The organism is Cobetia sp. BMC6, assembly GCF_029991385.1.
Classification (GTDB): domain Bacteria; phylum Pseudomonadota; class Gammaproteobacteria; order Pseudomonadales; family Halomonadaceae; genus Cobetia.
The window spans coordinates 951,054-976,750 of sequence record NZ_JAKUMF010000001.1; the positions used below are offsets into that span (position 1 = coordinate 951,054).

A 25,697-nucleotide genomic window follows, 5' to 3' on the forward strand; every position below is an offset into this window, starting at 1 on the left:
GAGCAAGCCCCTTTGCATAGAGGTTTGCTTCGGTCCATGAGGCTTGTTAGGCCTGCCCTATGGCGGCGAATCCGTCTGGTTTACTAGCAGTCCCGTAATTTGCTCCAATATCGTCATATTTCTATGGAGAGTGCCGCTGTGGCAGCCACTGGTTTGAGTAATGCATCGTTCGCCTTGAATATCGCACTCCTTCAGCATGGATGGCGTGATGAGTTTGATGCAGGCACCTTGGAGCGTGGTCTGCGTTACGCGCGCCAGCAGCGAGTGGATGAGCAGTGGCAGGTAGAGTTGGATGAGAAGGGTGGTTTGACGCTTTCTGGCGATGTCGCGGGCAGTCTGGGCACCCCTTATCGCACGATGATCATGTTGGCTCCTGTGGGTACTCGGCACCAGATGCGAACAGCTTGTAGTTGTCCGGTGGGCAGTACCTGCAAGCACGCAGTCGCATTGATCGATACCTTCCTGAGTAGCGGCCCTTTGGGGAAAGCCCTGGAGGTTCCTGGCACGCTTGAGCCCGACGAAGTGGAGCAAGCGCCGTCACTTCAGGCGGCGAAACGTGAGTGGACAATCTGGCTGCAACATCACAGTCAAGCCCCGGCGGTGCCGTCAGCCGTCCAAGTAGGTGCCAACCACCGTCTCGGGTTGTTCCTTGATGTGCAGTCCGGCCACAGGGGGCTTCCCGCGCTGACGGTGCAGCCGGTGTGGTTGAGGCCCTCCAAGAGCAAGACGCAGCTTGATCGATGGGTCTCGCCAGTGAAAGTTGAAGTCTCTCACGTGGGGGAGTTGTCACCTGTTCCTGCAATGGGATGGCAGCCGGCGCAGGAGGAGGCCATCGAGCAGTTATTGCATGGCAGCAAAGATTCGCAATGGTACTTTCCTGGGCAATCCAAAGGTTTGACGTTGAACAAGGCATTCCAGGCGAAAGCGCTCTGGTCCCTGCTGGCAAGCGATGCCTCCCCCTTGCTTTTCCATCAGAAGCAGACGGGCCCACAGCTTGGTATTGGGCCGACCTGCCGTATCGCCCCGACCTGGCAGATAGATGAGCAGGGTGTGCAGCGGCTGCAGATGTCCACGATACCTGAAGATATCTTGTCTCCCGCGGCTATCGTAGCCAGTGTCGGCAAGTCGCTTTGTTATCTTGACCCTCAGAATAAGCAGTTTGGCCCTCTGGAGGGGGATGTTGAGCTTTGGCGCCAACTCCAGCACGTTCCCGCGTTACCGCCGGAAATGAGCGAGTGGTTGACCTCTCGCCTCCAGAATGTCTCGGGGCTGGCAGCCCAAGTCCCCTCTCCGAGAACCCTCGTGGAAACAACGCTCGAGGATGTGAAACCCAAGCTGAAGATCACCATGTGTGTCGCACAGGCACGTCTGCCAACGCGCCGCCACGTCTGGAACGAAACTCCTATTCGGTTGGGCGCTGGTGTCGTGAGCCTGAGCTATGCCGGTATCGAGATACCCCCAGAGGAGGGAGAGGTGGCCCAGGGGCTGCGCGATGGGCAGCGTTTGACGATACCACGTGATCAACAGGCGGAAATCGCGCTGATTCGCGCCATTCCGCCAGGCATGGTCACGTTGGAAGAACTCGCCGCGCACCACGATGTACCGGATGGGTTGGAGTTGCCCTCGTGGAGCTTGCTGCTGCCGATAGATAGGCAGGTGCCAGAAAATGCGGCGGAATGGAGGACCTGTCTTTCTGCTCCTGAGGAATGGTGGGACATGATCCTGCAATTACGTCAGGCGGGATGTGTGGTCGAGTTCAGTGACGACTTCCCGCAAGAGCCCGAATATCTATCGCCAGACAACTGGTATGGAGCGCTCGAGTCCGCCGAGAACGGCTGGTTCGATCTTGCGTTGGGCGTTGAGGTGGAGAATGAATCCTTCAATCTGCTCCCCATTCTGCGTCAACTCATTCAGCGCGAAGACTTTCCGTTGACGCCGGAGGAGGATGAGGAAGCGGGGGCAAGCTGGGTAGTACACCTGCCGGATAACCGTCGGCTGGTGCTTCCACTTGCCAAGCTACGTGCCTGGTTGGCTCCCTTGATGGACTGGCTTCACGATAGCGAGGCACCCACAAGCGCACTTCGTGTGCCATTGACCTCCATCGATCAGCTGGCCCCCTTGGCAGATCATGAGCGCTGGGTGGGGCGAGAGGATGCCGTGGCCCTTGCCCAACGATTGCGTGAGCTTCCTGATAAATTGCCAGCCCCTGACGGTTTCCAGGGTGAATTGCGCGATTATCAGGCGCGAGGACTAGCCTGGTTGCGATTCCTCTCGGAGTTGAGTACTGGCGGTATTCTGGCCGATGACATGGGGCTTGGAAAAACCATTCAGATCCTTGCACACGTGCTCGATGAGCGTTCGCGAGGGGGACTGCGTGGGCCTGTCATGGTGGTGGCCCCGACGAGTCTCGTCGGTAACTGGTGCGCCGAAGCGGCTCGATTTGCGCCGACACTGAGCGTGCTGGCGCTTCAGGGAGCCAAGGCCAGCCGTCGTGAGCAGATCGATACTGCTGTCGCCAATGTAGATCTTGTCATCACGACTTACCCCCTTCTGGTGCGAGATATCGAGCATCTGTGCGAGCAGCACTTCGGTATCGTGGTACTGGATGAGGCCCAAGCCATCAAGAATGCTGCCAGTCAGACCGCGCGTACCGTACGCAGGCTCAATGCAGATCGCATGATCGCGATGACCGGAACGCCATTGGAAAACCACCTGGGTGAGTTATGGGCGCAATTGGATGTTGCTGCACCAGGCGCCTTGGGAAGCCAGCAGTGGTTTGGTCGGCATTTTCGTACCCCTATCGAGAAACATGCTGACGACGCTGTGAGTCAGCGACTTTCTCGTCGTATCTCGCCACTCATCCTCCGGCGTACCAAACAGCAAGTCCTCAATGAATTGCCGGACAAGACGGAGACTCAGCGAGACGTCACGCTGACCGGTGCACAGCGAGAGCTTTATGAGAGTCTTCGACTGACACAGCATCAACGGGTCAAGGAGGCGATCGAGACACGCGGGCTGGCAGCCTCCGGCATCGTGATGCTAGATGCGCTGTTGAAATTACGCCAGGTGTGCTGTGACCCACGGCTTGTCAAACATCAAAGTGCGGCGACGGTTCAGCGCTCAGCCAAACTGGAGGCGCTACGTGAACTGTTGCCATCGTTGGTCGAGGACGGTCGGCGTATCCTCATCTTCTCGCAATTTACGGAAATGCTTGAATTGATCGGGGGAGCACTGGAGCGGGAGGGGATTTCTCACTTGACTCTCACAGGGCAGACGCCCGGGGCAGTGCGAACCGAGCGTGTGGCGCAATTTCAGCGTGGCGAGGTACCCGTATTCCTGATCAGCCTCAAGGCAGGGGGGACTGGGCTCAATCTCACGACGGCAGATACGGTCATCCACTACGACCCCTGGTGGAATCCTGCCGTAGAGGCCCAAGCCACCGGGCGTGCTCATCGAATGGGCCAGACGAATCCGGTGTTTGTCTACAAGCTGGTTTGTGCAGGAACTGTTGAGGAACGCATCCTGGAGCTGCAGTCTCGCAAGGCGGATCTTGCCGCATCAGTACTGGAAGGGGGAAGCGGGCGTCAGGAGGAGGGGCCCCTGTTTGATGAGGAGGATCTGGCCTTGTTGTTTGCTCCGGTGTGATCCCGATATGGCCCCCCCCGTTGGGGCATGGCAAGGCGGTTGCCTATTGGGGGGGAGAGGCGTTGAGTCAGGCCATGGCACCTCATGTTACTGGGGCTACCCAGGGTGTGATCGCCCGGGTGTACTCACTGGCGCGCCGCATGGCCTGCCGGTGCAGGTATTCCAGACTATGGGCATAGTGCGTCAATGTCTGTTCCGGGGTGCGGTGGCCGATCCAGACGGCAAGTTGATACAACAACATGCCGCGATCCTGACTGTCCTGTCCGGCATAGCCTCGAACCCCCTTCAGAAAGCGTTTCAGGGGCACTTTTTGCAGTCCCCAGGAGCCGTGCTCCTGCAAGTCGTCGAGTATGTCACGGTTCTGCGCCGCCTCAAGACGAATCAGCCACCAACTGACCGCTGCATGGCGCAACGAGTGAAAATCGATGGCACTCCCCAGCACACTTCGCATAGTGTCGATTGCCGGAGCGATCAGGCCGGCATGATTGAATGCCTGACAACTCTCGCTCGGGCCGAACAGCGCGATATCAGAGAGGGCTGTCGAGGGGAAGCATCGCCGTCGATATACCCACCATGCTGCCAACATTTCAATATCGCCGAAGAATGTCAGAAGGTGCAGGGGAAGTACGCGCCGCGCTGAAGGCGTCTTTCCGGCGTGAATATAAACGCGACACTCAATCTCCGGCAATGACTTCAGAAGTTCACGCAACTTCACGTGCAGGGTATCTCTCTCATGTGGTGAGGGAGGTGAGAATCCCGTATCAGGTAGCGCCTTTGTGGGCTCGGCCGGGCAGTGGTCCTCCAACCACTGCTCGAGCGAAAAGGTGCCCTGAGGACATTCGATGCGAATGTCCCGTAGCGTCAGGGCGCAGACCTCGCTGGCGCGCATCCCCCCGTGGAAGCCCAGCGCGATGCTGAGCCACTGCATGGTGGCATCAGGTGTTGCATCGGGTACTGCGAGAAGATGGGTACGTACCTTTTCCATCTGTCTCAGGGTGGCGAAATGAATTCGTTTGGCGCTGGGGGTCTTGTGATTGCCTGATATCGGCGGCTCCACGTCCAGCAATACTCCCATGCTGTGCATGAAGCGGATGAGCTGCCCCATATTGCCAAGAAAGCTGTGTGTCGTGCTGGCAGACCACCCCATATCGCGTGGCACGCACCAGCACATTTCCTGGGCACTGTCGTTGTCCCACTCCTGAATGTCGATCGACAAGGTGTAATCCGCCATCGCCATCGGCAAGCTGCGAGAAAGATAGGTGTGCAGTGAACTGACGCGCAGCATGCGAGTCACGCGCAGATCATGCAGCCAATAGAGCACCATGACCGGGTAGCTATGGCGGATGCCCATGAGTAGTCTTGTGAGGCGTCTGCTTGTCTCGAGCAGCAGCGCCTCCAGACGCTTCTTGACCCTTTCGTCACTTGTCTTGCGAAGATGATCAGAGGAAATGACCCCGATCCATTGCTTGAGGATGCGCCTTGCCGACGGAAGCCAGTCGATTGGCCAGGAATCCTGGTTCATCAAGCGCTGCCCCGGAGGTTGTGTCAGTACGGTTGAGTGGGGGGAAGCGTTCGTTTCTGATGCCTTGGTCGCGAAAAGATCCATGGCGCTCGCCGAGTCGTCATCCGCCATGGGTTCCTGCTGATGGTAGCCGGAATCAATAGCCATGACCGTGCTGACCGGTGGAGCCTCGAGCCGAGCGAAGTAGGAGTGGGGCTCATAAAGCCCATGCGCGCTGCTGTAGGGAATCGGATAGCGACTGAACTGGCTGACCCAGTAGCCGGGCAATCCCCCCAGGACTGCCGCATGAGGCAATGCGCTCAGCAAGGTGGTCAGCTTAAGCCTTCGGCGTTCCTCGGTTGTCATGGGCAGTGTGGTGATCAGGGAGGCCAGCTCCTGTCTCATGCGACCCTTGACGATGCGAATCCGTTCGGGAATCGAGAGGGACTGGTCTTCTGGCCTCTCGGCCAATAACCACTCGTCCTTGGCTGTGGTGGGTTTTCTGGCTCTCAATGTCTTGAGCGCAGTCGTCAGTGTCGACTCCAATGGCAGACGGTAGGCCGTCATGTGAGGCGACATGACCGTCGACGGTGCCGCGTGAGCGGGGATCCAGACCCACTCATTGGGGGCGTTGCGATCGCTCTCGAAGTGACGACGCGTCAGGCAGGCCAATGTGACCAGAATCACCTGTTGGCCTAACCCTGCACGCACACCGAGCTCTACGGCAGCGCGCAACAGCGGAAAGCCAGTCCCGGGTTGACGTAGCGCTCGGATGATCGGCAAGACCCTGGTCGCGCGGTCCAGAGCTTTGGCCTCCATTGGTAGCACGCTTTTGCGCCGGGCCTGTGTGGGCCACTGTGGCAGCATTGCCACGACTCCCGGGCTTTGGTTGACTTCCTCCAGAAAGCGGCCGATGACGCGATAAGCTTCACGGGGCCTTATCGGCCGGCGATGATGCACCTTTCTCCATCGAATCAGTTCCGTGACCATTGCCTTGGCTTGCGTATGGTTGAGGTACAGCATCATGCTTCCGGCCTCTGCCGGCATATCGTTGGCCGGTTGGCGCTTGGCGTGACGCTCGATCCAGTACAGCAGGTGCAGGCTTTGCTGGCGTTGCGTGCCTTTGACTCGATCAAGTCGGCGTTCCTCCCAGCGCGACCATAGCTCTTGCATGTGGTGGGTGCTCATGAGCTTTAGGTGCAAGTCAGGGTCGAGCTTGGCCAGTGATCGGATTCCTGACGTCTCCCTTGTAGGTGCAAGGTAAAACTTCCCATCTCTACTCATGGCAAATCCTTGAGAGGTATCACCTTGATTCGCAACTCATCGGACAACTCCCCCAAGAGGCGTTGCATCTCCGGCGGTAGGCAGATGTTGCTGGCATAGGGGGCATGGCGCTGCTGGCCGCGTTTGACATGGCCCAGCAGCATATCCAGCGTGTTCGCTTGCATTCGCCCATCGAGTGTCTGGGCGACGAAATGACGTGGCGCGTTATCGGGAAGTGCCAGCAGGGTAGCGAGTGCACTGCGTGACGCGGCTGTCAGTGACGGCGCTTGATGATGTGTGCTGATCCAGCCTCGGATGTGGGTCTGCTGGCAAGGCTTTGCAGTCAGATTGAGGCTGGCCTGGCGTCTTGACCACCACATGGCCAGTGCCTGCTCGTCTTCAGGCCATGACAGCCAGGTCCCGCCATTTCGTGGCCAGTGCTGCCGCCAGGAGGCCTGCCATGCCTGCAGGGTATCGAGATTCTGGCAAACCGGGAGAGGCAACGGGATGACCCGGCTTTCTCTGTAGAGGCCTGAATCCTTGTCAGCGATCCACAGCAGGCGTCCACGCCGAGACATTTGCGTAGTGGCACCTGGTGGACGAAGTCCTACCGTCAGCTGGACTCCCATGAGTACGTAGCAGCAAAGCGCACTGTTGAGCTCGATCAAGGCCGAGCAGTCCTCAGGTGAAGGGGTTCGGCCACGGGCAGCAATGGGAAAGTCGGAAAGACCCTTTTGGGCCAGATCATGCAAGCCCTTCAGTGCCACCCTGGCAGTGTGGAGCGAAAGTGTCATGCTCGAGCCCAAGGTCGTGATGGCGTGTGCATTCCTGGGAGGCAGGGTCGCGTTAATCGGTGTCGTGATCTCCCACCACCCCAGCGACGTGTTCATGAGACGCTGCAGTTCACGTAGGGACGTCTTGCGGTAAGCGGCAGGCGCTGCTGTTTTCAGGCTGAGCTCCCCGTGAAGCCACTCCGCTTCGATATCGGTCTTCGCCATGCCGAGAAGATGAAGCCGTGCGGCTCTGGCCACGCGCTGGGCCGTGGGAGTCGTGCCTGTGTGCGTTGCCATATGTTGCCTCAGCTGGCGGTTGAGCACCGCCAGACTCTTGGTCAGAGGCTGAGTTGTCGCTTCGCTCAATTGATTGAGGGGTATCGCGAGGGCGTCCGGTAGGCGAAGAGGCAGGGGTGGGCTTTGTGACGGTGCATGAATGACAGGAACGTAGAGTGTGTTGCTATCGGGGACCCACTGCAGTGATTGATTCCGCGACACCGTCGCAGTGCAGAGCAGTGCCTCCTGCTCGACACCCGTCACACGGAGCTGACTGAGACGTTCGGGGGCAATACCTGTTGCGAGCACAAGCTGCACCAGCAGTCTGGCATCAGGCGGGAAAGGTAATGTCAGTATTCTTCGGATCTGCCCTTGAGTGGTGGCGAAATTCGACAGACTTCCCAGGCTCTGTGCGATAGAGGTTTGCTGGCGTTTGCGCGCGATCACCCTGCAATCTTGCGGTGTCAACAGGGTATCTCCCTTGTGATGAAAGGGCGCTTCCACTTCTTCTTGTGGCTGAGAGATCTTGTCTGGTTCGAGACTGGTGTCAACGTCCTCGTTGTCGTCCGAGAGTCGTGCGGTAACGAGTGTCTCAGATAGTTCAGGACTGGAGGCAACCGATGAAAAGTCGCGCTTGAATGAGTCATGAAAAAAGACGGAGCGTTGTGGGAGCCGCTTCGCGTAGGGCGCGCGACGAGTTCCGATGGGCAGGTAACCGGAGAGCAATTCCTGGGCCTGCTGCAATTGGTCATACAGTCTTGGGTTGCCGTTTTTCAGCCACGGGATATGTTTACAGGCGCTGAGTAACGAGAGATTGGCAGAACGATGCCACGCGATCGGGTGCTGCCAAAGTGGCAGCATGTACTTCAATGCGACATGTAGGGTCGATAAATGCTGGTAATAGAGATTGCAATCGACAGAAGGCCCCGAGTGATAGCCGGCCATGTCGCGCAAGGCAAGACGAATCAATCGGCGATTGTGCTCGATGGGGGATGGCTCGCCATTGCTTGGCAAGAGTTCGAAAGCGTGTGTTGAGGTCGTGCCATGGCGCGCGAGCTGTATTGCCTGGTTTGCGATATTGGCTCGCACCATGGAGGGAGCGAATTTATCGGGAAAGGTCAGCTGGCTATGCAGTGGGTGGCTCTGACGAATCGCCTGTAATGGTCCCGGCGCAAGAGGGAGTATCCTCAGGAGTTTGTTGATGAGGTCGAGCAACTCAGGATCATTGTCATCCGCTGCCTGAATATGAGCGGATATCCAGAGATCCGCCTGACTACATGGGGGAAGATTACAGTGAAGAAACGGCCATAAGCGCGTTTCCTCCGAAGCCGACAATACCACGTCATCTAGTTGTTCTTCCCACTGATGAAGGATGGTTTCGGGGAGCCATGTCTTGCTTTCGGGAGTATCATCCATCATGAGGAGGACTCCCTTCCTCGTCCAATAGATCGCCAAACAGGTCGTCAACCCTTTGTGCTACATGGGACCTGCGAGTGGGTGAGGTGGCTGGCCTCGTGGTGTCTGGGGCGGAGCCCGATGCTGATTGGTACCGAGCGGATGGAATCGGCTTGGGCGCTGGGGGAGTGAGGGGCACTGATGTTGGCGCCGCTTTTTGTGCCTCGTTGTCCTTGCTTGTCTCGGGGGAGAGTGGCTCTGAGGCTCCGCGATCATCGTCGAGACTCCGCTGGCCTTTGGGGCTGTGGGCACGTTGCAGTGTGCTCTTCGCCCAGCGGCCCTGGGTCAGGATCATGAGACTCTTGATATCCAGGGTGGGTTTCGATAACCCGAACACGATACGGGCCAACTTCTCTTCCAGCCCAGGCTTCTCATTGAGCTGCTTGATGAATGCACGGGCTTCCATCACGTGTGAGGTGTTGAAAAGCTCCTGAGGTAGCACCTCTGACAGATAGCGCAACACCTCCAGCTCCTCGTAGGTGAGACCTTCACGGTCCACCTCAAACACCTTGAGGGAACGGAAGTTCTCGAGAGGTGACTCTCTGAGTTGTCGCAGGAGCATGCCATGGGTGAGCAGCTCGGTGTGGCCCTGGGCACCGACAAGCACGATGGGGAGGTGGCTGAGCAGCAGGCCCTTGTATGAAGGGGCCTTGCCTTTGCGTGGAGGCGGAAGGGAGATGAGATCGCCAAGAGAGCGTCGTGAAAGATTCCGTATCTTGCCTGAGATGGAAAACTCAGCCTCAGGCAGGGGCGTGTAGGTATCGGTCATGAGCTCTCCCTTGCGTCTTATTAATTATCTCATCCTTATAGTAGGATAAATATCATCTCATCGACCCCGCTGGAAGTGCTGCCGTCCTTGGCAGCGCCTTTCAGGGTGCGAGCTATCAAAAGATGTCATTGCCCGGGTCATGCATGTCATCCGCCAGTCGAATGTAGCGTTCGAAAGTCTTCTGATCACGATGCCCGCTGATGCGCTTTATCTGTTGATCGCTTTTCCCACGAAGATGCGCTTCGGTAATGAAGCCGGCACGAAAGCTGTGGGTGGTGAACTTTTCTGCACTGAGGTTGGCGCGCTGTAACGCCTTCTTGAGTAGATTGCCGAACGTGACGGGGTGCATTCTGCCGGCCCCCACTCGATCTGCCTGATCGATGGAGCGATATAGTGCACCTCGACGAATGCCACTCCAGGCAAGCCAAGCCTCCAGTAACGTCACTGGGCAGCAACGCCCGCCGGCTGGATTGCGGGGGAGCGTCTTCTGTTCGATCCGTCCGCTTTGATTGGTTTTGCTGTGGCGCAACGTGATCACGATACCGGCATCACGCCATTCGATATCCTCTCGGTAGAGCGCGACGACCTCACTTGCGCGAAACGCCCCGTAGAAGCACAGGCAGAACATGCTGGCATCACGTAGATCTCGGGGAGCATCTAGGTCCAGAGCTTGCAACAGCTGTTGCAAATGATGGAGCCGCAAAGCGGGGGCCTGGCGCTGTCGTCCATCACTCTTGCGATGAATCCCCTTCAATACCCCTTTCACTTCCAGGCTCAGCGTGGGCGAGGGCAACTGCATATAGACATGCCAGGTACCCAGCGAGCTGGCGTGACGAGAAATCGTGGCAGGCTTGCGTCCTTTGGCATGCATCTCCGCCAGATAGTTGGCGACCTGATGGGAAGTGGCGGGGAGTGAGTAGCCGGCTTTCAAGAAGCCCCGGATATCTGATCGAAATGCCAGGATGGTGTTCTTTGCCATGCTGTCAGCCAGTAGCCGTCTCGCGGCGCGTGACAATTGCATGTTGCCTGTCAGCTCATGGCTCTGCTCTTTCCCGAGCCATGGCGTGACTTCGCTCGGTAAGCGTCCCGGTTCCTTTTCAAGCGACATGCTCACCTCCTGATGGTGTCAATCCATCGAAGTCAGAGGGTGTTATCCAGCACGGGGCGTTTTCACGCCTGGATGAATACCGGTATGGCAATGGGATGGTCATGAAGCACCTCGGTTGATCAGTAGTGTGGGGCGTCGACGCTGTGACGCCTGTGACTTGCGCTGTTGTTCGCAAGTCCCACCTACGCTATCGGGCTTCGTGCTTCAGGGAAGGCGATCTGCAACGGCCTGACGGCCGCACTCCTGCAGTCTGTATGTCAGAAGTCGCTGTCCTCATAGAGAGGGGAAGGGCTGTTAAAAAGGGGTTGATTTCGCAGAGACATCATGTGGACGGAAAGTCTGTCGAATGCGATATGCACCAGTACGCAACAATATAAAACCAGTCTAAGAAGCACTGTGAAACAGAGGCTTATATGAGGTGTTTGTAGAAAGCTCACCATGTTGGTGCGCTTTCTACATGAAGGAGATTTTGTTGCTCTGTTTCGGTGCACTTAAGGTATGTGTGCATCTCTCCAGACAACGCGTTACGAGGGTGATTCCCCTATACGGGTGCGCTTGATCACGGGCTGGCACATCGATTGCACTACTTCAATCGGGACAACAAGTACAACAAGACACGAGGGAATGTCGTGAACAAGAAAATCGCTGCCGCAATGCTATCCGCCTGTGTCGGTTTCTCGCTGGCCAATGTCGCCCAGGCAGAAGAAGGGCCGATCAAGGTCGGCATCCTGCATTCACTGTCCGGCACCATGGCGATCAGTGAATCGACACTGAAAGACACCATGTTGATGCTGATCGAGAAGCAGAACGAGAACGGTGGGCTGCTGGGACGCAAGCTGGAGCCTGTCGTGGTCGATCCGGCTTCCAACTGGCCGCTGTTCGCCGAGAAGGCGCGTGAGCTGTTGGCGCAGGACAAGGTCGACGTGATCTTCGGCAACTGGACATCCGTCTCGCGCAAGTCGGTGCTGCCGGTGGTCGAGGAGCTCAACGGCCTGCTGTTCTATCCGGTGCAGTATGAGGGCGAGGAGTCCTCGGAGAACGTCTTCTACACAGGAGCGGCGCCCAATCAGCAGGCGATTCCGGCAGTGGATTATCTGATGAACGACGTGGGCGTGGAGCGCTGGGTGCTGGCGGGCACGGATTATGTCTATCCGCGAACCACCAACAAGATCCTGGCGGCCTACCTCAAGTCGAAGGGCGTGGCGGACGCGGATGTGATGGTCAATTACACCCCCTTCGGCCATTCCAACTGGCAGTCCATCGTCTCGGACATCAAGTCCTTCGGCAGTGCCGGCAAGAAGACGGCCGTGGTGTCCACCATCAATGGCGATGCCAACGTGCCGTTCTATCGTGAGCTGGCCAACCAGGGCATCAATGCCGAGGACATCCCGGTGGTGGCCTTCTCGGTGGGCGAGCAGGAACTCTCGGGCATCGATACTGCGCCGCTGGTCGGCCACCTGGCCGCCTGGAACTACTTCATGAGCGTGGACAGCGACACCAACTACGACTTCATCGATGAGTGGATCGATTACACCGGCAAGGAAGATGCGGTCACCAACGACCCGATGGAAGCCCACTACATCGGCTTCAACATGTGGATGGAAGCCGCTCGCAAGGCGGGCAGTGTCGAGGTCGACGCGGTCAAGGACGCCATCATCGGCGTATCCGTTCCCAACCTGACCGGCGGCTACGCCACCATGATGCCCAACCATCACATCACCAAGCCGGTGCTGATCGGGGAGATCCAGGACAACGGCCAGTTCTCCGTCGTCTGGCAGACCCCGTCCACCGTGGCAGGCGATGCCTGGTCGGACTATCTGGAAGGTTCCAGGGACCTGATCAGTGACTGGCGCAAGCCGATGGAATGCGGCAACTACAATGTCGTGACCCATTCCTGTGGGGCTCAACAGAGCGTTGCGGCGCAATGATGCGTAGCACGTTCTGAGAGCGAGGCGGCGTGCTGGCTCACCTGCTTGCCGCCTCGTTGAGTGTCAGTCTCCAAAGCCACGATGCCTTTGGAGACTGATGACGCCTTTGTGCGTTCACCATGGATGGCCTTCTTGATGTCTATCTCCGTTGCAACGATGTTCCGCTGGTACTGGCAGTGGATGCTGCTGGTCTGTCTTCTTTCATTCCCCCTGTTTGTCGCTGCCCAGCCCGAGTCCGCGACTGGGCAGTCTGCGCGCCTGTCTGACGGCGCTGCCCAATCCCTGTTGACCCAGCTTGCCGAGGCACGCAACCCGGCCAAGCCGGCCGTGATCGATGAGATCGCCATGAGCGGCGATGCGCGTGCACGTGGCTGGCTGGAAGCCTTTTCCGCCAGCAAGCTGGCTCGCCTCAAGGACGCCGAGCGCTTCTTGATCATCGACAACAATCGCGGCCGTGAGTGGGCCGTTTCCGACGCCCTGTCGGGAGAATCGGCGGGCAAGGTCTCGCGCCGCGAACTCAAGACCCTGCGCAGCAACAACTCGCTGCGTGGGCATATCGATGGCGTGCTCTCGATGATCGACCTGTCTTCCCCGGATGCCGAGATCAGACTCGCGGCTGCGCGCGGTTTGCGCGGCAGTGTCGATGAGGCCATGGCCGAGCGGTTGCCGAGCCTGATCGAGCAGGAGGGTGATGACGCTATCCGCGCCACGCTCAAGGAAGCCCTCGCCATCCAGCAGCTGGAAGCCACTGGCGACCCCGCGGCGCTGGAGACTCTGTCCGGCAGCCTGAACGCCGCCGCGATCGCCGCCATCAATGGCGCCGCGGTGAGTGATGATCCGCAGCTGGCTCAGGCCGCCAAGGTGGCGCTGGCCGGTATCGAGCAGAAGCTTCAGCTCAATAGCGGGCTCGAGACGCTCTACTTCGGCCTCTCGCTGGGTTCGGTACTGGTACTGGCCGCCATCGGCCTTGCCATTACCTTCGGTGTCATGGGCGTGATCAACATGGCGCATGGTGAACTGATCATGCTGGGTGCCTACACCACCTGGGGCATGCAGCAGCTATTGCCGGGGCAGCCGGGGCTGGCGCTGCTGCTGTCGATTCCGGCGGGCTTTCTGGTCGCGGCGGCGGTGGGGGTGATCATCGAGCGCAGCGTCATCCAGCACCTCAAGGGGCGTCCGCTTGAGACCTTGCTGGCCACCTTCGGCATCAGCCTGATCCTGCAGCAGCTGGTGCGTACCACCATCTCGCCCCTGAATCGCATCGTGGTCACGCCGGAGTGGATGAGTGGCTCACTGATGATCAATGAGGCGCTGTCACTGACGCTCAATCGCCTCTACATCATCGGCTTCGCGCTGTTCGTGTTCGCTGGTCTGATGCTGATCATGCGCCGCACCCGGCTCGGTCTTGAAGTACGTGCGGTGACCCAGAACCGTGCCATGGCGCGCTCGATGGGCATCAAGGCGACCCGCGTCGACATCATGACCTTCGCGCTCGGCTCCGGCGTGGCTGGCCTTGCCGGTGTCGCGCTCTCCCAGATCACCAACGTCGGGCCGAACCTGGGCCAGAACTACATCATCGATTCTTTCATGGTCGTGGTGTTCGGCGGGGTCGGCAATCTGTGGGGCACGCTGGTGGCCGGCATGTCGCTGGGGCTGCTCAATCAGTTTCTCGAGCCCTGGGCGGGAGCGGTTCTCGCCAAGATCGTGGTGCTGGTCTTCATCATCCTGTTCATTCAAAAGCGCCCGCGGGGACTCTTCCCGCAAAAGGGCCGCGCCGCGGAGGGTTGATCCATGCCTGATTCACGTTCCTGGCTGGCTCGCCCCTTTACGGAGCGCTCCACCCAGATATTCCTCGCGGTGCTGACGCTGTCGGTGCTCGCCATCACGCTGCTGCATGTGCTGCTGCCCGAGGGGCATCCGCTGCATGTCAGCACCTTCACCGTCACCCTGCTGGGCAAATACCTGTGCTACGCGCTGCTGGCGGTGGCGGTGGATCTCGTCTGGGGCTACCTGGGCATTCTCAGCCTGGGTCACGGCGCCTTCTTCGCGCTGGGCGGTTACGCCATGGGCATGTATCTGATGCGCGAGATCGGTGACCGCGGCGTCTATGGCAATCCGGAGCTGCCGGACTTCATGGTCTTCCTCAACTGGCAGGAGCTGCCGTGGTTCTGGCAGGGCTTCGACATGCCCGGCTTCGCCTTCCTGATGGTGCTGCTGGCGCCGGGGCTGCTGGCGCTGGTGTTCGGCTTCCTGGCCTTCCGCTCCCGCGTCACCGGCGTCTATCTCTCGATCATCACCCAGGCGCTGACCTTCGCCTTGATGCTGGCGTTCTTCCGCAACGAGATGGGCTTCGGAGGTAACAACGGCCTGACCGACTTCAAGGACATTCTCGGCTTCGATCTGCGCACGGATGCGGTGCGCATCGCGCTGTTCATCGCCAGTGGTGTGGCGCTGGGGATCGGCTATCTGCTGTGTCGTGGCATCGTCGGCTCCAAGCTGGGGCGGCTGAGCATCGCCTGCCGCGACGCCGAGGCGCGCACGCGCTTCCTGGGCTACCGCGTCGAACGTGTCCAGCTGTTCATCTTCGTGGTCTCGGCGATGCTGGCCGGGGTCGCGGGAGCGCTGTACGTGCCGCAGGTCGGCATCATCAATCCCGGCGAGTTCTCGCCGCTGTTCTCCATCGAGGTGGTGGTGTGGGTGGCGCTGGGTGGCCGCGCGACGCTCTACGGCGCCGTGCTGGGCGCGCTGATCGTCAACTACGCCAAGACGGTGTTCACCGGCATCATGCCGGACGCTTGGCTGTTCGCCCTCGGCGGCCTGTTCGTGCTGGTCACCGTGCTGCTGCCCAAGGGCATCGCTGGCCTCTCCGCCCAGCGTGGCTGGGGCAGCCGCTCGCAGTCGTCCGCGGCCAAGACCGAACCGCCGTCCGAATCGGCATCCGGTTCCCGTCCCATCGAGGAGGCCACCGCATGAGCCTGTTGAAAGAGATGGCCACGCGTGACCGCGTGTTCGACTTCCTGACCCCGCGCATCTCGCCGGTGGACGTGACCCACGGGCCGATCCTCTATCTGGAGGATGTCAGTGTCAGCTTCGATGGCTTCAAGGCGATCAATGACCTCAACCTGACCATCGACGATGGCGAGCTGCGCTGCATCATCGGCCCCAACGGCGCGGGCAAGACCACGATGATGGACATCATCACCGGCAAGACGCGCCCCGACAGTGGCTCGGTGTGGTTCGGCAGCCGTCACGATCTTCTGCGCATGAGCGAGCCCGAGATCGCCACCCTCGGCATCGGGCGCAAGTTCCAGAAGCCCACCGTCTTCGAGGCGCTCAGCGTGTTCGAGAATCTCGAACTGGCCATGGCCACCGACAAGCGCATCTTTCCGACGCTGGCCGCGCGCATGAGCGGTGAGACCCGCGCCAGGATCGAGGAGGTGCTCGAGACGATTCACCTCAAGGAGTGGCATGCGCGCGAGGCGGGCATCCTGTCCCACGGCCAGAAGCAGTGGCTGGAGATCGGCATGCTGCTGATGCAGAAGCCGCGGCTGCTGCTGGTCGACGAGCCGGTGGCCGGCATGACCGAGCAGGAGATGGAGCGCACCGCGGAGCTGCTGACCAGCCTGGCGGGACGCCAGTCGGTGGTGGTGGTCGAGCACGACATGGGCTTCGTGCGCTCCATCGCGCGCAAGGTCACGGTATTGCATCAGGGCGCGGTGTTGGCGGAAGGCAGCATGGATGCGGTATCGAGCGACCCGAAAGTCGTCGAGGTCTACCTGGGAGAGAGTGACGGATGACGCAAGCGCTGAACACCAAGGCACCGATGCCGAGCGGCGAGTCGCCGCTGCTGACCATCGACACGCTCAACCAGTTCTATGGGGAAAGCCACACGCTGTGGGACCTGACGCTGGAGATTCCCATTGGACAATGCACCTGCGTGATGGGCCGCAACGGCGTCGGCAAGACCACGCTGATGAAATGCATCATGGGCGAGGAGAGCGTCCGTGACGGCAAGCTTCTGTACCGCGCCGATGGCGATGCCAGTGGCAGCGACTCCGGTCGCGATGCCAGCAGCAATGAGCCGCTTGATCTGACGCGGCGCAAGCTCGAGGAGCGCGCGCGGCTGGGTGTCGGCTACGTCCCCCAGGGGCGGCAGATCTTCCCGATGATGACGGTGGAAGAGAATCTGCGCACCGGGCTTGCCGTGCGCCGCGATGGCATGCGCAAGATTCCCGATCGCATCTATGAGCTGTTTCCCGTGCTCAAGGAGATGCGTCATCGCCGCGGGGGCGACCTCTCAGGCGGCCAGCAGCAACAGCTCGCCATCGGCCGCGCGCTGGTGATCGAACCGCGCCTGTTGATTCTCGATGAGCCCGGTGAGGGCATCCAGCCCAATATCGTCGCCCAGATCGGCGAGGTCATCCGTCGCCTGATCAATGAAGACGGCCTGACGGTGCTGCTGGTCGAGCAGAAGCTGCCCTTCGCGCGCAAGTACGCTGATCGCTTCGTGATCATGGATCGCGGCCGCCGGGTGGCCGAAGGCGAGATCGCGGCGCTGTCCGATGAACTGATCAAGCAGCACCTGACCGTATGACGATCCGATGCGTGATTCCCGCTGACGGCGCGACGGATGCCGTGCGCAGTGAGGCCAATGCCTCCGGCCACCGCTTCGATGACCAGCGCCAGTGGCAGGCCGCGCTGGCGCTGCGGTTCGAGGCTGACTCCCGAGACACCAGTGATAGCGGGCGCGCCATCACCCGCCTGACGCGCAGACGCCATCATGGCCCGCTGCGCGTGCAGCGGCCGTTCTACCCCGAAGGCCGCCACGGCTGCTGCCACGTCTATCTGCTGCATCCCCCCGGTGGGCTGGTCAGCGGCGATGCGCTGCAGATCGAGGCCGAGGTGGAGGAGGGCGCGCATGTGCTGTTGACCACGCCGGCGGCGGCCAAGCTCTACAAGGCGGATCGCAATGGCGTGGCCTGGGGCCAGCATACGCATCTCAAGGTCGCCGACGGGGCCACCCTGGAATGGCTGCCTCAGGAGACGCTGGCCTTCAATGGCTCGCGCGGTGAGCAGACCACTACCCTCGAGCTTGCCGGCTCTGCGCGCTGTCTGGGCTGGGAAGTGCTGGCACTGGGGCGCCCGGTCGGTGAGCTGCCCTTCGTCAGCGGCCATCTCGAACAACGCTTTCGCCTGACCCGCGACGGCAAGCCAGTGTGGATCGAGCGCCAGTCGCTGGACCCGCTGCATCCGCGCTTCACCGGGCGCTGGGGGCAGGGCGGTTGCAGTGTGCAGGCCACGCTGTGGGCGGTCGGGCTCGAGGATGAAGCGGCGGCCATCGAGACCCTGCGTGAGGCATTGCCTGCCTCCCCGCGCTGGGCGGTGACCCGCCGCGAAGGCGTGTTGCTGCTGCGCTATCTGGGCCATGAACGCAACGAGGCCTGGGCGCTGTGCCAGCAGGCATGGCAGCTACTGCGCCCCCTGATGACGGGGCTTGAGGCACAGGTGCCACGTATCTGGCTGACCTGATCTCGAAAGCCCACTGAATGACAACCACAAGAGCCACGACATGGAACTGACGCCAAGAGACAAGGACAAGCTGTTGCTGTTCACCGCAGCGCTGCTGGCGGAACGCCGCAAGGCCAAGGGCCTCAAGCTCAACTACCCGGAATCCATCGCCTTGATCAGCGCCGAGATTCTGGAAGGCGCCCGCGAAGGCTTGAGCGTGGCCGAGCTGATGGGGCGCGGCGCGGAGGTGCTGACCCGTGACGACGTGATGGAAGGCATCGCCGAGATGATTCCCGAAGTGCAGGTCGAGGCGACCTTCCCGGACGGCACCAAGCTGGTGACCGTTCACAACCCCATCGTGTGAGGCGAGCAATCATGATTCCCGGTGAATATCTGGTGGCGGACGGCGAGATCTCTCTCTGCGAGGACCGCCTGCGCACCACGCTCTCGGTCGGCAATACCGGCGACCGACCGATCCAGATCGGCTCGCACTATCACTTTGCCGAGGCCAATCCGGCGCTGGTGTTTGATCGTGAGGCAGCCCTCGGGCAGCGCCTGGACATCGCCGCCGGCACGGCGATTCGCTTCGAGCCGGGGCAGACGCGTGACGTCACGCTGATCCCCTTCGCCGGCAGCCGTCATATCTATGGCTTCCGTGGCGAGGTGATGGGGCAACTCAAGGATGACGGCAGTGTCCAGCGCTGAGCGAGCGACGCTCCTTCCGGCAGACGTCAGGCAATGGCGCTGACAGGCATTCAGTTCGGCGCTCACTTGGCGACTGCAGTTCAGAAATTGCGGCTTAGCAACTGCAGCTCAGAAGCGTTGGCTTAGAAGCTGTGGCTCAGGGATCAAGAGGCAACCCATGAAGATAACGCGACAGGCCTATGCCGACATGTACGGCCCGACCACCGGGGACCGCGTGCGTCTGGGCGATACGGCGCTGTGGATCGAGGTGGAGAAGGATTTCACCCACTACGGGGAAGAAGTGAAGTTCGGCGGTGGCAAGGTGATCCGCGATGGCATGGGTCAGAGCCAGCGCGCCGATGAGAGCGTGATGGATACCGTGATCACCAATGCGCTGATTCTGGACTGGTGGGGCATCGTCAAGGCGGATGTCGGCCTCAAGGCCGGGCGCATCGCGGCCATCGGTAAGGCGGGCAACCCCGACACCCAGCCCGATGTGGATATCGTGATCGGCCCGGGCACCGAGATCATCGCCGGTGAGGGCAAGATTCTCACCGCTGGTGGAGTCGATCCGCACATCCACTTCATCTGCCCTCAGCAGGTGGAAGAGGCGCTGATGAGCGGCATCACCACCATGCTCGGCGGCGGCACCGGGCCTGCCACCGGCACCAATGCCACTACCTGTACGCCGGGGCCGTGGCATATCGGCAAGATGCTGCAGGCGGTGGACAGCCTGCCGATGAACATCGGCTTTCTCGGCAAGGGCAATGCCTCGCTGCCACAGGGGCTGGAGCAGCAGATCGAGGCCGGCGTGATCGGCCTCAAGCTTCATGAGGACTGGGGCACGTCGCCGGCCTCCATCGACAACTGTCTGACCGTCGCCGATGCCTATGACGTGCAGGTGGCGATCCATACCGACACCCTGAACGAGTCGGGCTTCGTCGAGGACACCTTGGCGGCCTTCAAGGACCGCTGCATCCACACCTTCCACACCGAAGGTGCCGGTGGCGGCCATGCCCCGGACATCATCACCGCCTGCTCGCGGCCCAACGTGTTGCCGTCCTCCACCAACCCGACGCGCCCCTACACCATCAACACGGTGGACGAGCACCTCGACATGCTGATGGTCTGCCACCACCTGGACCCGAGCATTCCCGAGGACGTCGCCTTCGCCGATTCGCGCATTCGCCGCGAGACCATCGCCGCCGAGGACATCCTGCACGATCTGGGTGTCATCTCGATGATGTCTTCGGATTCCCAGGCGATGGGCCGTGTGGGCGAGGTGATCTGTCGTACCTGGCAGACAGCGCACAAGATGCGCGAACAGCGCGGCCTGCTGGCAGAGGACAGCGAGCGCGGCACCGACAACTTCCGTGCGCGCCGCTATATCGCCAAGTACACCATCAACTCGGCCATCACCCACGGCATCGCCCACGAGGTCGGCTCAATTGAAGTCGGCAAGCTGGCGGACCTGGTGCTGTGGTCACCGGCGTTCTTCGGCGTCAAACCGGCGTGCATCCTCAAGGGCGGCATGATCGCCGCCGCACCCATGGGCGACCCGAATGCCTCGATTCCCACGCCGCAGCCGGTGCATTACCGCCCGATGTTCGGTGCCTTCGGCAAGGCAGCCAGCGCCACGCGCCTGACATTCGTCTCCCAGGCGGCGCTCAAGGCTGGTGTCGGGGAGGCGCTCGGGCTCGACAGCCCGCTGTCCGCCTGCCGCGACGTGCGTCAGGTGCGCAAGTGCGACATGAAACTCAATGACGCCTGCCCGGAGCTCAAGGTCGACCCCGAGACCTACGAAGTCTTCGCCGACGGTGAGCTGCTGACCTGTGAGCCTGCCAGCGAGCTGCCGCTGGCCCAGCGCTATCACCTGTTCTGAAGGCCTGTTTCAAGTGCCTGTTCTGATTCCCTATTCGAGATTGACGCCATGATGGAACTGATACATCGCCTGCCAGACGCCAGTGGTTCAGGCGACCCAGCGAGCGCTCACACCGATGCCGAGCTTCTCGACACCCTGACCCTGCCGCTGGAACTGCGCATCCGCGGGCGCCTGCGAGCCACCACCGACGGCGGGCGCGAGGTCGGCCTGTTTCTGGATCGCGGCCCGGTACTGCGTGACGGCGATCGGCTGGCCTCGCGCGAGGGTGAGGTGATCCGCATCCGCGCCGCGGATGAGCCGGTAGTGACTGCCCACATCGCCGCCGGGCGCCCGATGGCCGCGCTCTGCTATCACCTGGGCAATCGCCATGTGCAGCTCGCCATCGGCATGCAGACGCCTGACGCTGATGCTGAAGGAAAGGGCGAAGCAGCGAGCGCAACCGGCTGGGTGCGCTTCCCGCCGGATCACGTGCTGGAAGAGCTGGCCGAGCGTCTGGGTGCGACCCTCATCCATCACGAGGCGCCCTTTGACCCTGAGCCGGGGGCCTATGCCCAGGCGGGGCAGGGGCATGCTCACTCACACGGTCATGGCCACGGCCACTCACATGCTCACGACCATGCGCATGCCCATGAGCACAGCCACGGCCATTCTCACAGCCACGCCCATGAGCACACGCATGAGCACTGATGCTATGGCGGGCCTGCCGGCGCAGGAGGATCTGGCGCTGCTGGGGCTGTTGCAGCTGGTGAGTCCGGCCTTGCCCATCGGCGCCTTTGCCTGGTCTCAGGGGCTGGAGAGTGCCTTCGAGCTTGGCTGGGTCACTCAGGAGCAGGAGCTTGGCGAGTGGATCGACGGCGTGCTGGAAGACGGGCTTGGCCGTTGCGAGCTGCCACTGTTGGTGCGTCTGCAGCAGGCGTGGGCCGAGGGGGATGCAGCGGCGCTCGACGAGTGGGATGGCTGGCTCAAGGCGACGCGTGAAACCGCCGAACTCAGCGATGAGGACGCGCGTCTCGGGGCGGCGCTGCTGCGCCTGCTCAGAAGTCTCGAGCTCGAACCGCCAGTCGCGCTGATGCCCCAGGCGCCCGGCTACGTCACGGTGTTCGCCTGGGTGGCGCATCAGCGTGGAGTGCCACCGCGTCAGACCTTGATCGGCTTTGCCTGGGCCTGGCTCGAGAATCAGCTGGCGGTGGCCTGCAAGGCCATGCCGCTGGGACATACCGCTGCCCAACGTCTGACCGAGCAGCTACGCCCCCGCGTGGTGGAGGTCGTCTCACAGGCGCTTGCGCGTCTGGATGATGAGCTTGGCCCGATATTGCCGGGACTGGCACTCGCCTCCGCACAGCACGAAACACAATATTCCCGTCTGTTCAGGAGTTGAGCCAAGGCCGCCTGTCTTGAGGCGGCGGCGCCTGAACCGACCGACATGAATGTCTGATATCTCACGAGAAAGGAAGCTGCCATGAAGCATTGTCTACGCGTAGGAGTGGGTGGGCCGGTGGGCTCCGGCAAGACGGCGCTGCTGCGCCAGCTGTGTCTGGCCCTGCGGGATCATTACGACATCGGGGTGGTCACCAATGACATCTACACCCGCGAAGATGCCGATTTCCTGCTGCGCCATGAAGCGCTGGACGCGGACCGCATCCTCGGGGTCGAGACCGGTGGCTGTCCGCATACCGCGATTCGCGAGGATGCCTCGATGAATCTGGCCGCCATCGATGATCTGCAGGCGCGACACCCGGACATGGAGCTGGTGCTGGTGGAATCCGGCGGCGACAACCTGTCCGCGACCTTCAGCCCCGAGCTTTCCGATCTCACCCTCTATGTGATCGATGTCTCTGCAGGCGACAAGATTCCGCGCAAGGGTGGGCCGGGCATCACCAAGTCGGATCTTCTGATCATCAACAAGATCGACATCGCCGAGCAGGTGCATGCCTCGCTCGAGGTGATGGATCGCGATTCGCGCAAGATGCGCGGCGAGCGTCCCTTCGTGTTCGCCAATCTGTATGACGGTGTCGGGCTGGAGGAGATCATCGCCTTCATTCTGGATCGCGGCATGCTGCCGGAGCGTCGCCCGCAAAAGCTGGCGGCACAGGCCTGATGGCGCCGCGTTTTCTGCCGCTGGCTTAGGATTCATTGTCTCCCGGCATTCGTCTCACCACGGGGGGCGGGGGGGATTCATCATCATCTTGTTCAGGAATGACACATGAAGCGTTCTCACTCCGCACTGCTGGCCACCTCTCTGTTGCTGGTGGCGACCTCGGCTTCTGCACACCCCGGTCATGATGCCCAGGGACTGATGGCCGGCCTGACGCATCCCTTCACCGGGCTGGATCACCTGCTGGCCATGCTGGCCATCGGCATCTGGAGTGCGCGTCAGTCGCGAGCCTTGACGCTTGCCACGCCGCTGTTGATGGTCGTCGGCATGCTGGCGGGGGCGGGCATCGCGCTGCTCAGCGGTGGGCAGGCGCTGCATGCGCTGATCGCCGAGCAGGGCATTCTGCTCTCGGTGCTGGCCTCCGGTGCGCTGGTGGCGCTGCTGCTGCGTCTGCCGACCCTGGCTGGCGCCGTGATGGTCGCCGGCTTCATGGCCTGCCACGGCTTCGCCCATGCGCTGGAAATGCCGGCGGCTGGCAGCGCCGCGGGCTACATGGCGGGCTTCGTGGTCGCGACGCTGGCTCTGGCGTTGCTGGGCCGTGCTATCGGCCAGCGCCTGATGGGGGTGCCTGCCATCGCCTCCCGTCTGGTGGGTGGGGCGGTGATGGCCTCTGCCGTCATGATGGCGGTCTGATCGTCATCTGAGAGTTGCACGCGGCCAAAAACGCACCGCTGATTGCACCACTTCACGCCCCGCTGGCAAGCCAGCGGGGCGTTTTTGTCTTCTGGAGGAAGGGGGTAAGGGATTGCTTTTCAGAAATGTTATAACGTATCATTTTGGGGGTCGAGTGGATGATGGCACATTCCTCGACCTGCCGCGCAATCGTGCTTGCTGATGCAATCCCTCAGTCAAGGACTCCGACAAGGGCTCTGACAAGGGCTCTGTGAGACAAGCCCTCATGGGCGTCATGCAGCACGTGATTCGGCGTGATGCCCCCTCATGAATCCAAGGCAATGACTGATGACAACTCTGCAATCGACTTCCTCTCCTGACAGGCCCGATTCACTGCCTCCGGCTCTGCCAGTCACTGTGCTGTCCGGCTTTCTGGGCGCCGGCAAGACGACGCTGCTCAATCACATCCTTGCCAACCGCGAAGGGCGTCGAGTGGCGGTGATCGTCAATGACATGAGCGAGGTCAACATCGATGCCGCCATGGTGCGTGGCGCACCCGGTGCGGACAACGAGGTGACGCTCAATCGTGCCGAGGAGCAGCTGGTCGAGATGAGCAATGGCTGCATCTGCTGCACGCTGCGTGAAGACCTGCTCATCGAGGTGCGGCGACTGGCCGAGGAAGGGCGCTTCGATTGCCTGGTGATCGAATCCACCGGCATTTCCGAGCCGCTGCCGGTGGCGGAAACCTTCACCTTCGAGGACGAAGACGGCCAGTGCCTCTCCAGTGTCGCGCGTCTCGACACCATGGTCACTGTCGTGGATGGCGCCAACTTCCTCACCCAGTATCGCAAGGCGCAGTCACTGGCCGAAGCGGGGGAAAGCCTCGGCGAAGACGATGAGCGCAATGTCGCGGATCTGCTGGTCGATCAGATCGAATTCTGTGATGTGCTGTTGATCAGCAAGACGGACCTGCTCGATGCCTCACAGCTTGCCGAGCTGAGCGCGGTGCTGCGCTCGCTCAACCCGGAGGCCGAGATTCTGCCTATGACGAAGGGCGCCGTGCCGCTTTCCAAGGTGCTGGACACTGGCCGCTTCAGCTTCGATCGCGCGCAACAGGCATCGGGCTGGCTGAAGGAGATGCGCGGCGAGCACATGCCGGAGACCGAGGAATATGGCATCTCGAGCTTCTCCTACCATGCGCGCGTGCCGTTCCATCCCGAGAAATTCCACCAGTTGCTCCACGGTGACTGGTTCGGTGGCAAGCTGCTGCGCTCCAAGGGCTTCTTCTGGCTGGCCACGCGGCCGCAGTTTGCCGGGCAGTGGAACCAGGCCGGTGGCATCGCGCACTACGGGTTCGGCGGCATGTTCTGGAAGGCAGTACCTGAGGTCGAATGGCCAGAAGACCCCGAGTATCTGGCGTCGATCCGGGAAAAGTGGCAGGAGCCGTTCGGTGACATGCGCCAGGAGCTGGTATTCATCGGTCAGAACCTGGATGAAGCCCGTATCCGCCAGGCGCTGGACGAGTGTCTGCTCGATGACGCTACGCTGTTGGCGGGGAAGGAAGCCTGGCGTGATCTGCCAGACCCGTTCCCCGCCTGGGAATGAGCGGCGGCATCTGAGTTTCTGATCTGCTGACACTCGCCAAGACACCCCACTGATCCGCGATCAGTGGGGTGTTCTGTTTCTACGTTCCTTGCAGAGATGGCCTTCCCGTTAACCCGCCTTATTCACGAGTGCCCTGATCGGGCGGCTTGAAGTGGCTGGCCGTTGGGTTCTCGCACCAGGGGCGCTATCTACGCCGTAACGGCCCGCTGAATCATGCCCAAATGCTGCTCTTCTGTCGTATCTATATAACGTTCAGGAATTAATCACGCCGTTAAAGCAGCCGTCATTGTCGACCGTCGCTGCGGTCGCTCGATTCTTGAAGCTATGGTGGTTGCGCCGAACGTCAGCTGAGCGCGGTCAGCTTCGGCAGCCCCTTCAGCAAGGCAGGCCACCATTTATCAGCCGCATCGCCGAGGTGAACGGTGATGCGCCGAGCGTGCAGCGAGAGCGTCGCCGCCACCTTGAGCACCTGTTCACGCATCCGGCTCAGGCTCCAACCCTGCCGGGTCTGGCGCCCCAGCAAGCAGCGAAGG

19 protein-coding genes and 1 pseudogene are annotated in these 25,697 nt (G+C 61.2%); 15 read left to right on the forward strand and 5 right to left on the reverse strand.

All coding sequences use genetic code 11. The features are described from left to right. Positions 1 to 138: 138 nt before the first annotated feature. A complete protein-coding gene (locus tag MKZ40_RS04095; RefSeq protein ID WP_175089546.1) occupies positions 139 to 3,645 on the forward strand; it encodes a DEAD/DEAH box helicase in 3,507 nt (1,168 codons plus the stop codon). Positions 3,646 to 3,727: 82 nt separating this feature from the next. Here MKZ40_RS04095 and MKZ40_RS04100 read toward each other — a convergent pair whose 3' ends face one another. The 4 genes from MKZ40_RS04100 to MKZ40_RS04115 form a co-directional block, all read right to left on the reverse strand. Next, complete coding sequence (locus MKZ40_RS04100; RefSeq protein WP_175089547.1) at positions 3,728 to 6,319, reverse strand: hypothetical protein; 2,592 nt, start codon at positions 6,317 to 6,319, stop codon at positions 3,728 to 3,730. A 107-nt stretch (positions 6,320 to 6,426) separates the two neighbouring features. Then, on the reverse strand, positions 6,427 to 8,877 hold the full coding sequence (locus tag MKZ40_RS04105) for a hypothetical protein (protein WP_175089548.1): 2,451 nt from the start codon (positions 8,875 to 8,877) through the stop codon (positions 6,427 to 6,429). Then, on the reverse strand, positions 8,867 to 9,682 hold the full coding sequence (locus MKZ40_RS04110; protein WP_175089549.1) for a hypothetical protein: 816 nt from the start codon (positions 9,680 to 9,682) through the stop codon (positions 8,867 to 8,869). The genes MKZ40_RS04105 and MKZ40_RS04110 overlap by 11 nt, the downstream gene beginning before the upstream one ends. Positions 9,683 to 9,797: 115 nt before the next feature. After that, positions 9,798 to 10,790: a site-specific integrase gene (locus MKZ40_RS04115; protein ID WP_024952515.1), complete on the reverse strand. Its 993-nt coding sequence runs from the start codon at positions 10,788 to 10,790 to the stop codon at positions 9,798 to 9,800. Between the two features lie 653 nt (positions 10,791 to 11,443). Here MKZ40_RS04115 and urtA point away from each other — a divergent pair. From urtA to zigA, 14 genes are all read left to right on the forward strand, one after another. Further along, the gene (urtA, locus tag MKZ40_RS04120) at positions 11,444 to 12,718 is read left to right on the forward strand and encodes an urea ABC transporter substrate-binding protein (RefSeq protein ID WP_175089579.1); all 1,275 of its coding nucleotides are present in this window, start codon (positions 11,444 to 11,446) and stop codon (positions 12,716 to 12,718) included. Between the two features lie 135 nt (positions 12,719 to 12,853). Then, a complete protein-coding gene (gene urtB, locus MKZ40_RS04125; RefSeq protein WP_254627070.1) occupies positions 12,854 to 14,506 on the forward strand; it encodes an urea ABC transporter permease subunit UrtB in 1,653 nt (550 codons plus the stop codon). A gap of 3 nt (positions 14,507 to 14,509) precedes the next feature. Next, positions 14,510 to 15,691, forward strand: a complete 1,182-nt coding sequence (gene urtC / locus MKZ40_RS04130) for an urea ABC transporter permease subunit UrtC (RefSeq protein ID WP_175089550.1) — start codon at positions 14,510 to 14,512, stop codon at positions 15,689 to 15,691. Then, the gene (gene urtD / locus MKZ40_RS04135; protein WP_175089551.1) at positions 15,688 to 16,515 is read left to right on the forward strand and encodes an urea ABC transporter ATP-binding protein UrtD; all 828 of its coding nucleotides are present in this window, start codon (positions 15,688 to 15,690) and stop codon (positions 16,513 to 16,515) included. Before urtC ends, urtD begins: the two co-directional genes overlap by 4 nt. A 47-nt stretch (positions 16,516 to 16,562) precedes the next feature. Next, positions 16,563 to 17,312: an urea ABC transporter ATP-binding subunit UrtE gene (urtE, locus tag MKZ40_RS04140; RefSeq protein ID WP_175089581.1), complete on the forward strand. Its 750-nt coding sequence runs from the start codon at positions 16,563 to 16,565 to the stop codon at positions 17,310 to 17,312. Then, a complete protein-coding gene (locus MKZ40_RS04145; RefSeq protein ID WP_175089552.1) occupies positions 17,309 to 18,247 on the forward strand; it encodes an urease accessory protein UreD in 939 nt (312 codons plus the stop codon). The genes urtE and MKZ40_RS04145 overlap by 4 nt, the downstream gene beginning before the upstream one ends. Positions 18,248 to 18,287: 40 nt before the next feature. Next, on the forward strand, positions 18,288 to 18,590 hold the full coding sequence (ureA, locus tag MKZ40_RS04150; protein ID WP_024952521.1) for an urease subunit gamma: 303 nt from the start codon (positions 18,288 to 18,290) through the stop codon (positions 18,588 to 18,590). 11 nt (positions 18,591 to 18,601) lie between these two features. After that, entirely contained in the window at positions 18,602 to 18,931 is a 330-nt protein-coding gene (locus MKZ40_RS04155; protein ID WP_175089553.1) for an urease subunit beta, read from the forward strand. Between the two features lie 157 nt (positions 18,932 to 19,088). After that, on the forward strand, positions 19,089 to 20,792 hold the full coding sequence (gene ureC, locus MKZ40_RS04160; RefSeq protein ID WP_175089554.1) for an urease subunit alpha: 1,704 nt from the start codon (positions 19,089 to 19,091) through the stop codon (positions 20,790 to 20,792). A gap of 48 nt (positions 20,793 to 20,840) precedes the next feature. Further along, positions 20,841 to 21,479 carry an urease accessory protein UreE gene (locus MKZ40_RS04165; RefSeq protein ID WP_175089555.1) on the forward strand — a complete coding sequence of 213 codons (639 nt, stop codon included), beginning with the start codon at positions 20,841 to 20,843 and terminating at the stop codon, positions 21,477 to 21,479. Next, complete coding sequence (locus tag MKZ40_RS04170; RefSeq protein ID WP_175089556.1) at positions 21,469 to 22,170, forward strand: urease accessory UreF family protein; 702 nt, start codon at positions 21,469 to 21,471, stop codon at positions 22,168 to 22,170. The genes MKZ40_RS04165 and MKZ40_RS04170 overlap by 11 nt, the downstream gene beginning before the upstream one ends. Positions 22,171 to 22,251: 81 nt before the next feature. After that, positions 22,252 to 22,890: an urease accessory protein UreG gene (ureG, locus tag MKZ40_RS04175; RefSeq protein WP_175089557.1), complete on the forward strand. Its 639-nt coding sequence runs from the start codon at positions 22,252 to 22,254 to the stop codon at positions 22,888 to 22,890. A gap of 105 nt (positions 22,891 to 22,995) precedes the next feature. Beyond that, the gene (locus tag MKZ40_RS04180) at positions 22,996 to 23,580 is read left to right on the forward strand and encodes a HupE/UreJ family protein (RefSeq protein WP_175089558.1); all 585 of its coding nucleotides are present in this window, start codon (positions 22,996 to 22,998) and stop codon (positions 23,578 to 23,580) included. 327 nt (positions 23,581 to 23,907) lie between these two features. Continuing rightward, positions 23,908 to 25,164: a zinc metallochaperone GTPase ZigA gene (gene zigA / locus MKZ40_RS04185; protein ID WP_175089559.1), complete on the forward strand. Its 1,257-nt coding sequence runs from the start codon at positions 23,908 to 23,910 to the stop codon at positions 25,162 to 25,164. 343 nt (positions 25,165 to 25,507) lie between these two features. Here the strand turns inward: zigA and MKZ40_RS04190 are convergent. After that, positions 25,508 to 25,697 (reverse strand): annotated as a pseudogene (locus MKZ40_RS04190) (IS1380 family transposase); the annotation flags it as partial.

Bases quoted from the DNA above. Each gene is read 5' to 3' on its own strand.
- MKZ40_RS04100 (WP_175089547.1), bottom strand. From the start codon at position 6,319: ATGCAAGAGCTATGGTCGCGCTGGGAGGAACGCCGACTTGATCGAGTC.
- MKZ40_RS04180 (WP_175089558.1), top strand. From the start codon at position 22,996: ATGAAGCGTTCTCACTCCGCACTGCTGGCCACCTCTCTGTTGCTGGTG.
- MKZ40_RS04105 (WP_175089548.1), bottom strand. From the start codon at position 8,877: ATGATGGATGATACTCCCGAAAGCAAGACATGGCTCCCCGAAACCATC.
- urtD (WP_175089551.1), top strand. From the start codon at position 15,688: ATGAGCCTGTTGAAAGAGATGGCCACGCGTGACCGCGTGTTCGACTTC.
- MKZ40_RS04170 (WP_175089556.1), top strand. From the start codon at position 21,469: ATGAGCACTGATGCTATGGCGGGCCTGCCGGCGCAGGAGGATCTGGCG.
- urtB (WP_254627070.1), top strand. From the start codon at position 12,854: ATGTCTATCTCCGTTGCAACGATGTTCCGCTGGTACTGGCAGTGGATG.
- MKZ40_RS04115 (WP_024952515.1), bottom strand. From the start codon at position 10,790: ATGTCGCTTGAAAAGGAACCGGGACGCTTACCGAGCGAAGTCACGCCA.
- ureG (WP_175089557.1), top strand. From the start codon at position 22,252: ATGAAGCATTGTCTACGCGTAGGAGTGGGTGGGCCGGTGGGCTCCGGC.
- ureA (WP_024952521.1), top strand. From the start codon at position 18,288: ATGGAACTGACGCCAAGAGACAAGGACAAGCTGTTGCTGTTCACCGCA.
- zigA (WP_175089559.1), top strand. From the start codon at position 23,908: ATGACAACTCTGCAATCGACTTCCTCTCCTGACAGGCCCGATTCACTG.
- urtC (WP_175089550.1), top strand. From the start codon at position 14,510: ATGCCTGATTCACGTTCCTGGCTGGCTCGCCCCTTTACGGAGCGCTCC.
- MKZ40_RS04165 (WP_175089555.1), top strand. From the start codon at position 20,841: ATGATGGAACTGATACATCGCCTGCCAGACGCCAGTGGTTCAGGCGAC.
- ureC (WP_175089554.1), top strand. From the start codon at position 19,089: ATGAAGATAACGCGACAGGCCTATGCCGACATGTACGGCCCGACCACC.
- MKZ40_RS04155 (WP_175089553.1), top strand. From the start codon at position 18,602: ATGATTCCCGGTGAATATCTGGTGGCGGACGGCGAGATCTCTCTCTGC.
- MKZ40_RS04110 (WP_175089549.1), bottom strand. From the start codon at position 9,682: ATGACCGATACCTACACGCCCCTGCCTGAGGCTGAGTTTTCCATCTCA.
- MKZ40_RS04145 (WP_175089552.1), top strand. From the start codon at position 17,309: ATGACGATCCGATGCGTGATTCCCGCTGACGGCGCGACGGATGCCGTG.
- urtA (WP_175089579.1), top strand. From the start codon at position 11,444: ATGCTATCCGCCTGTGTCGGTTTCTCGCTGGCCAATGTCGCCCAGGCA.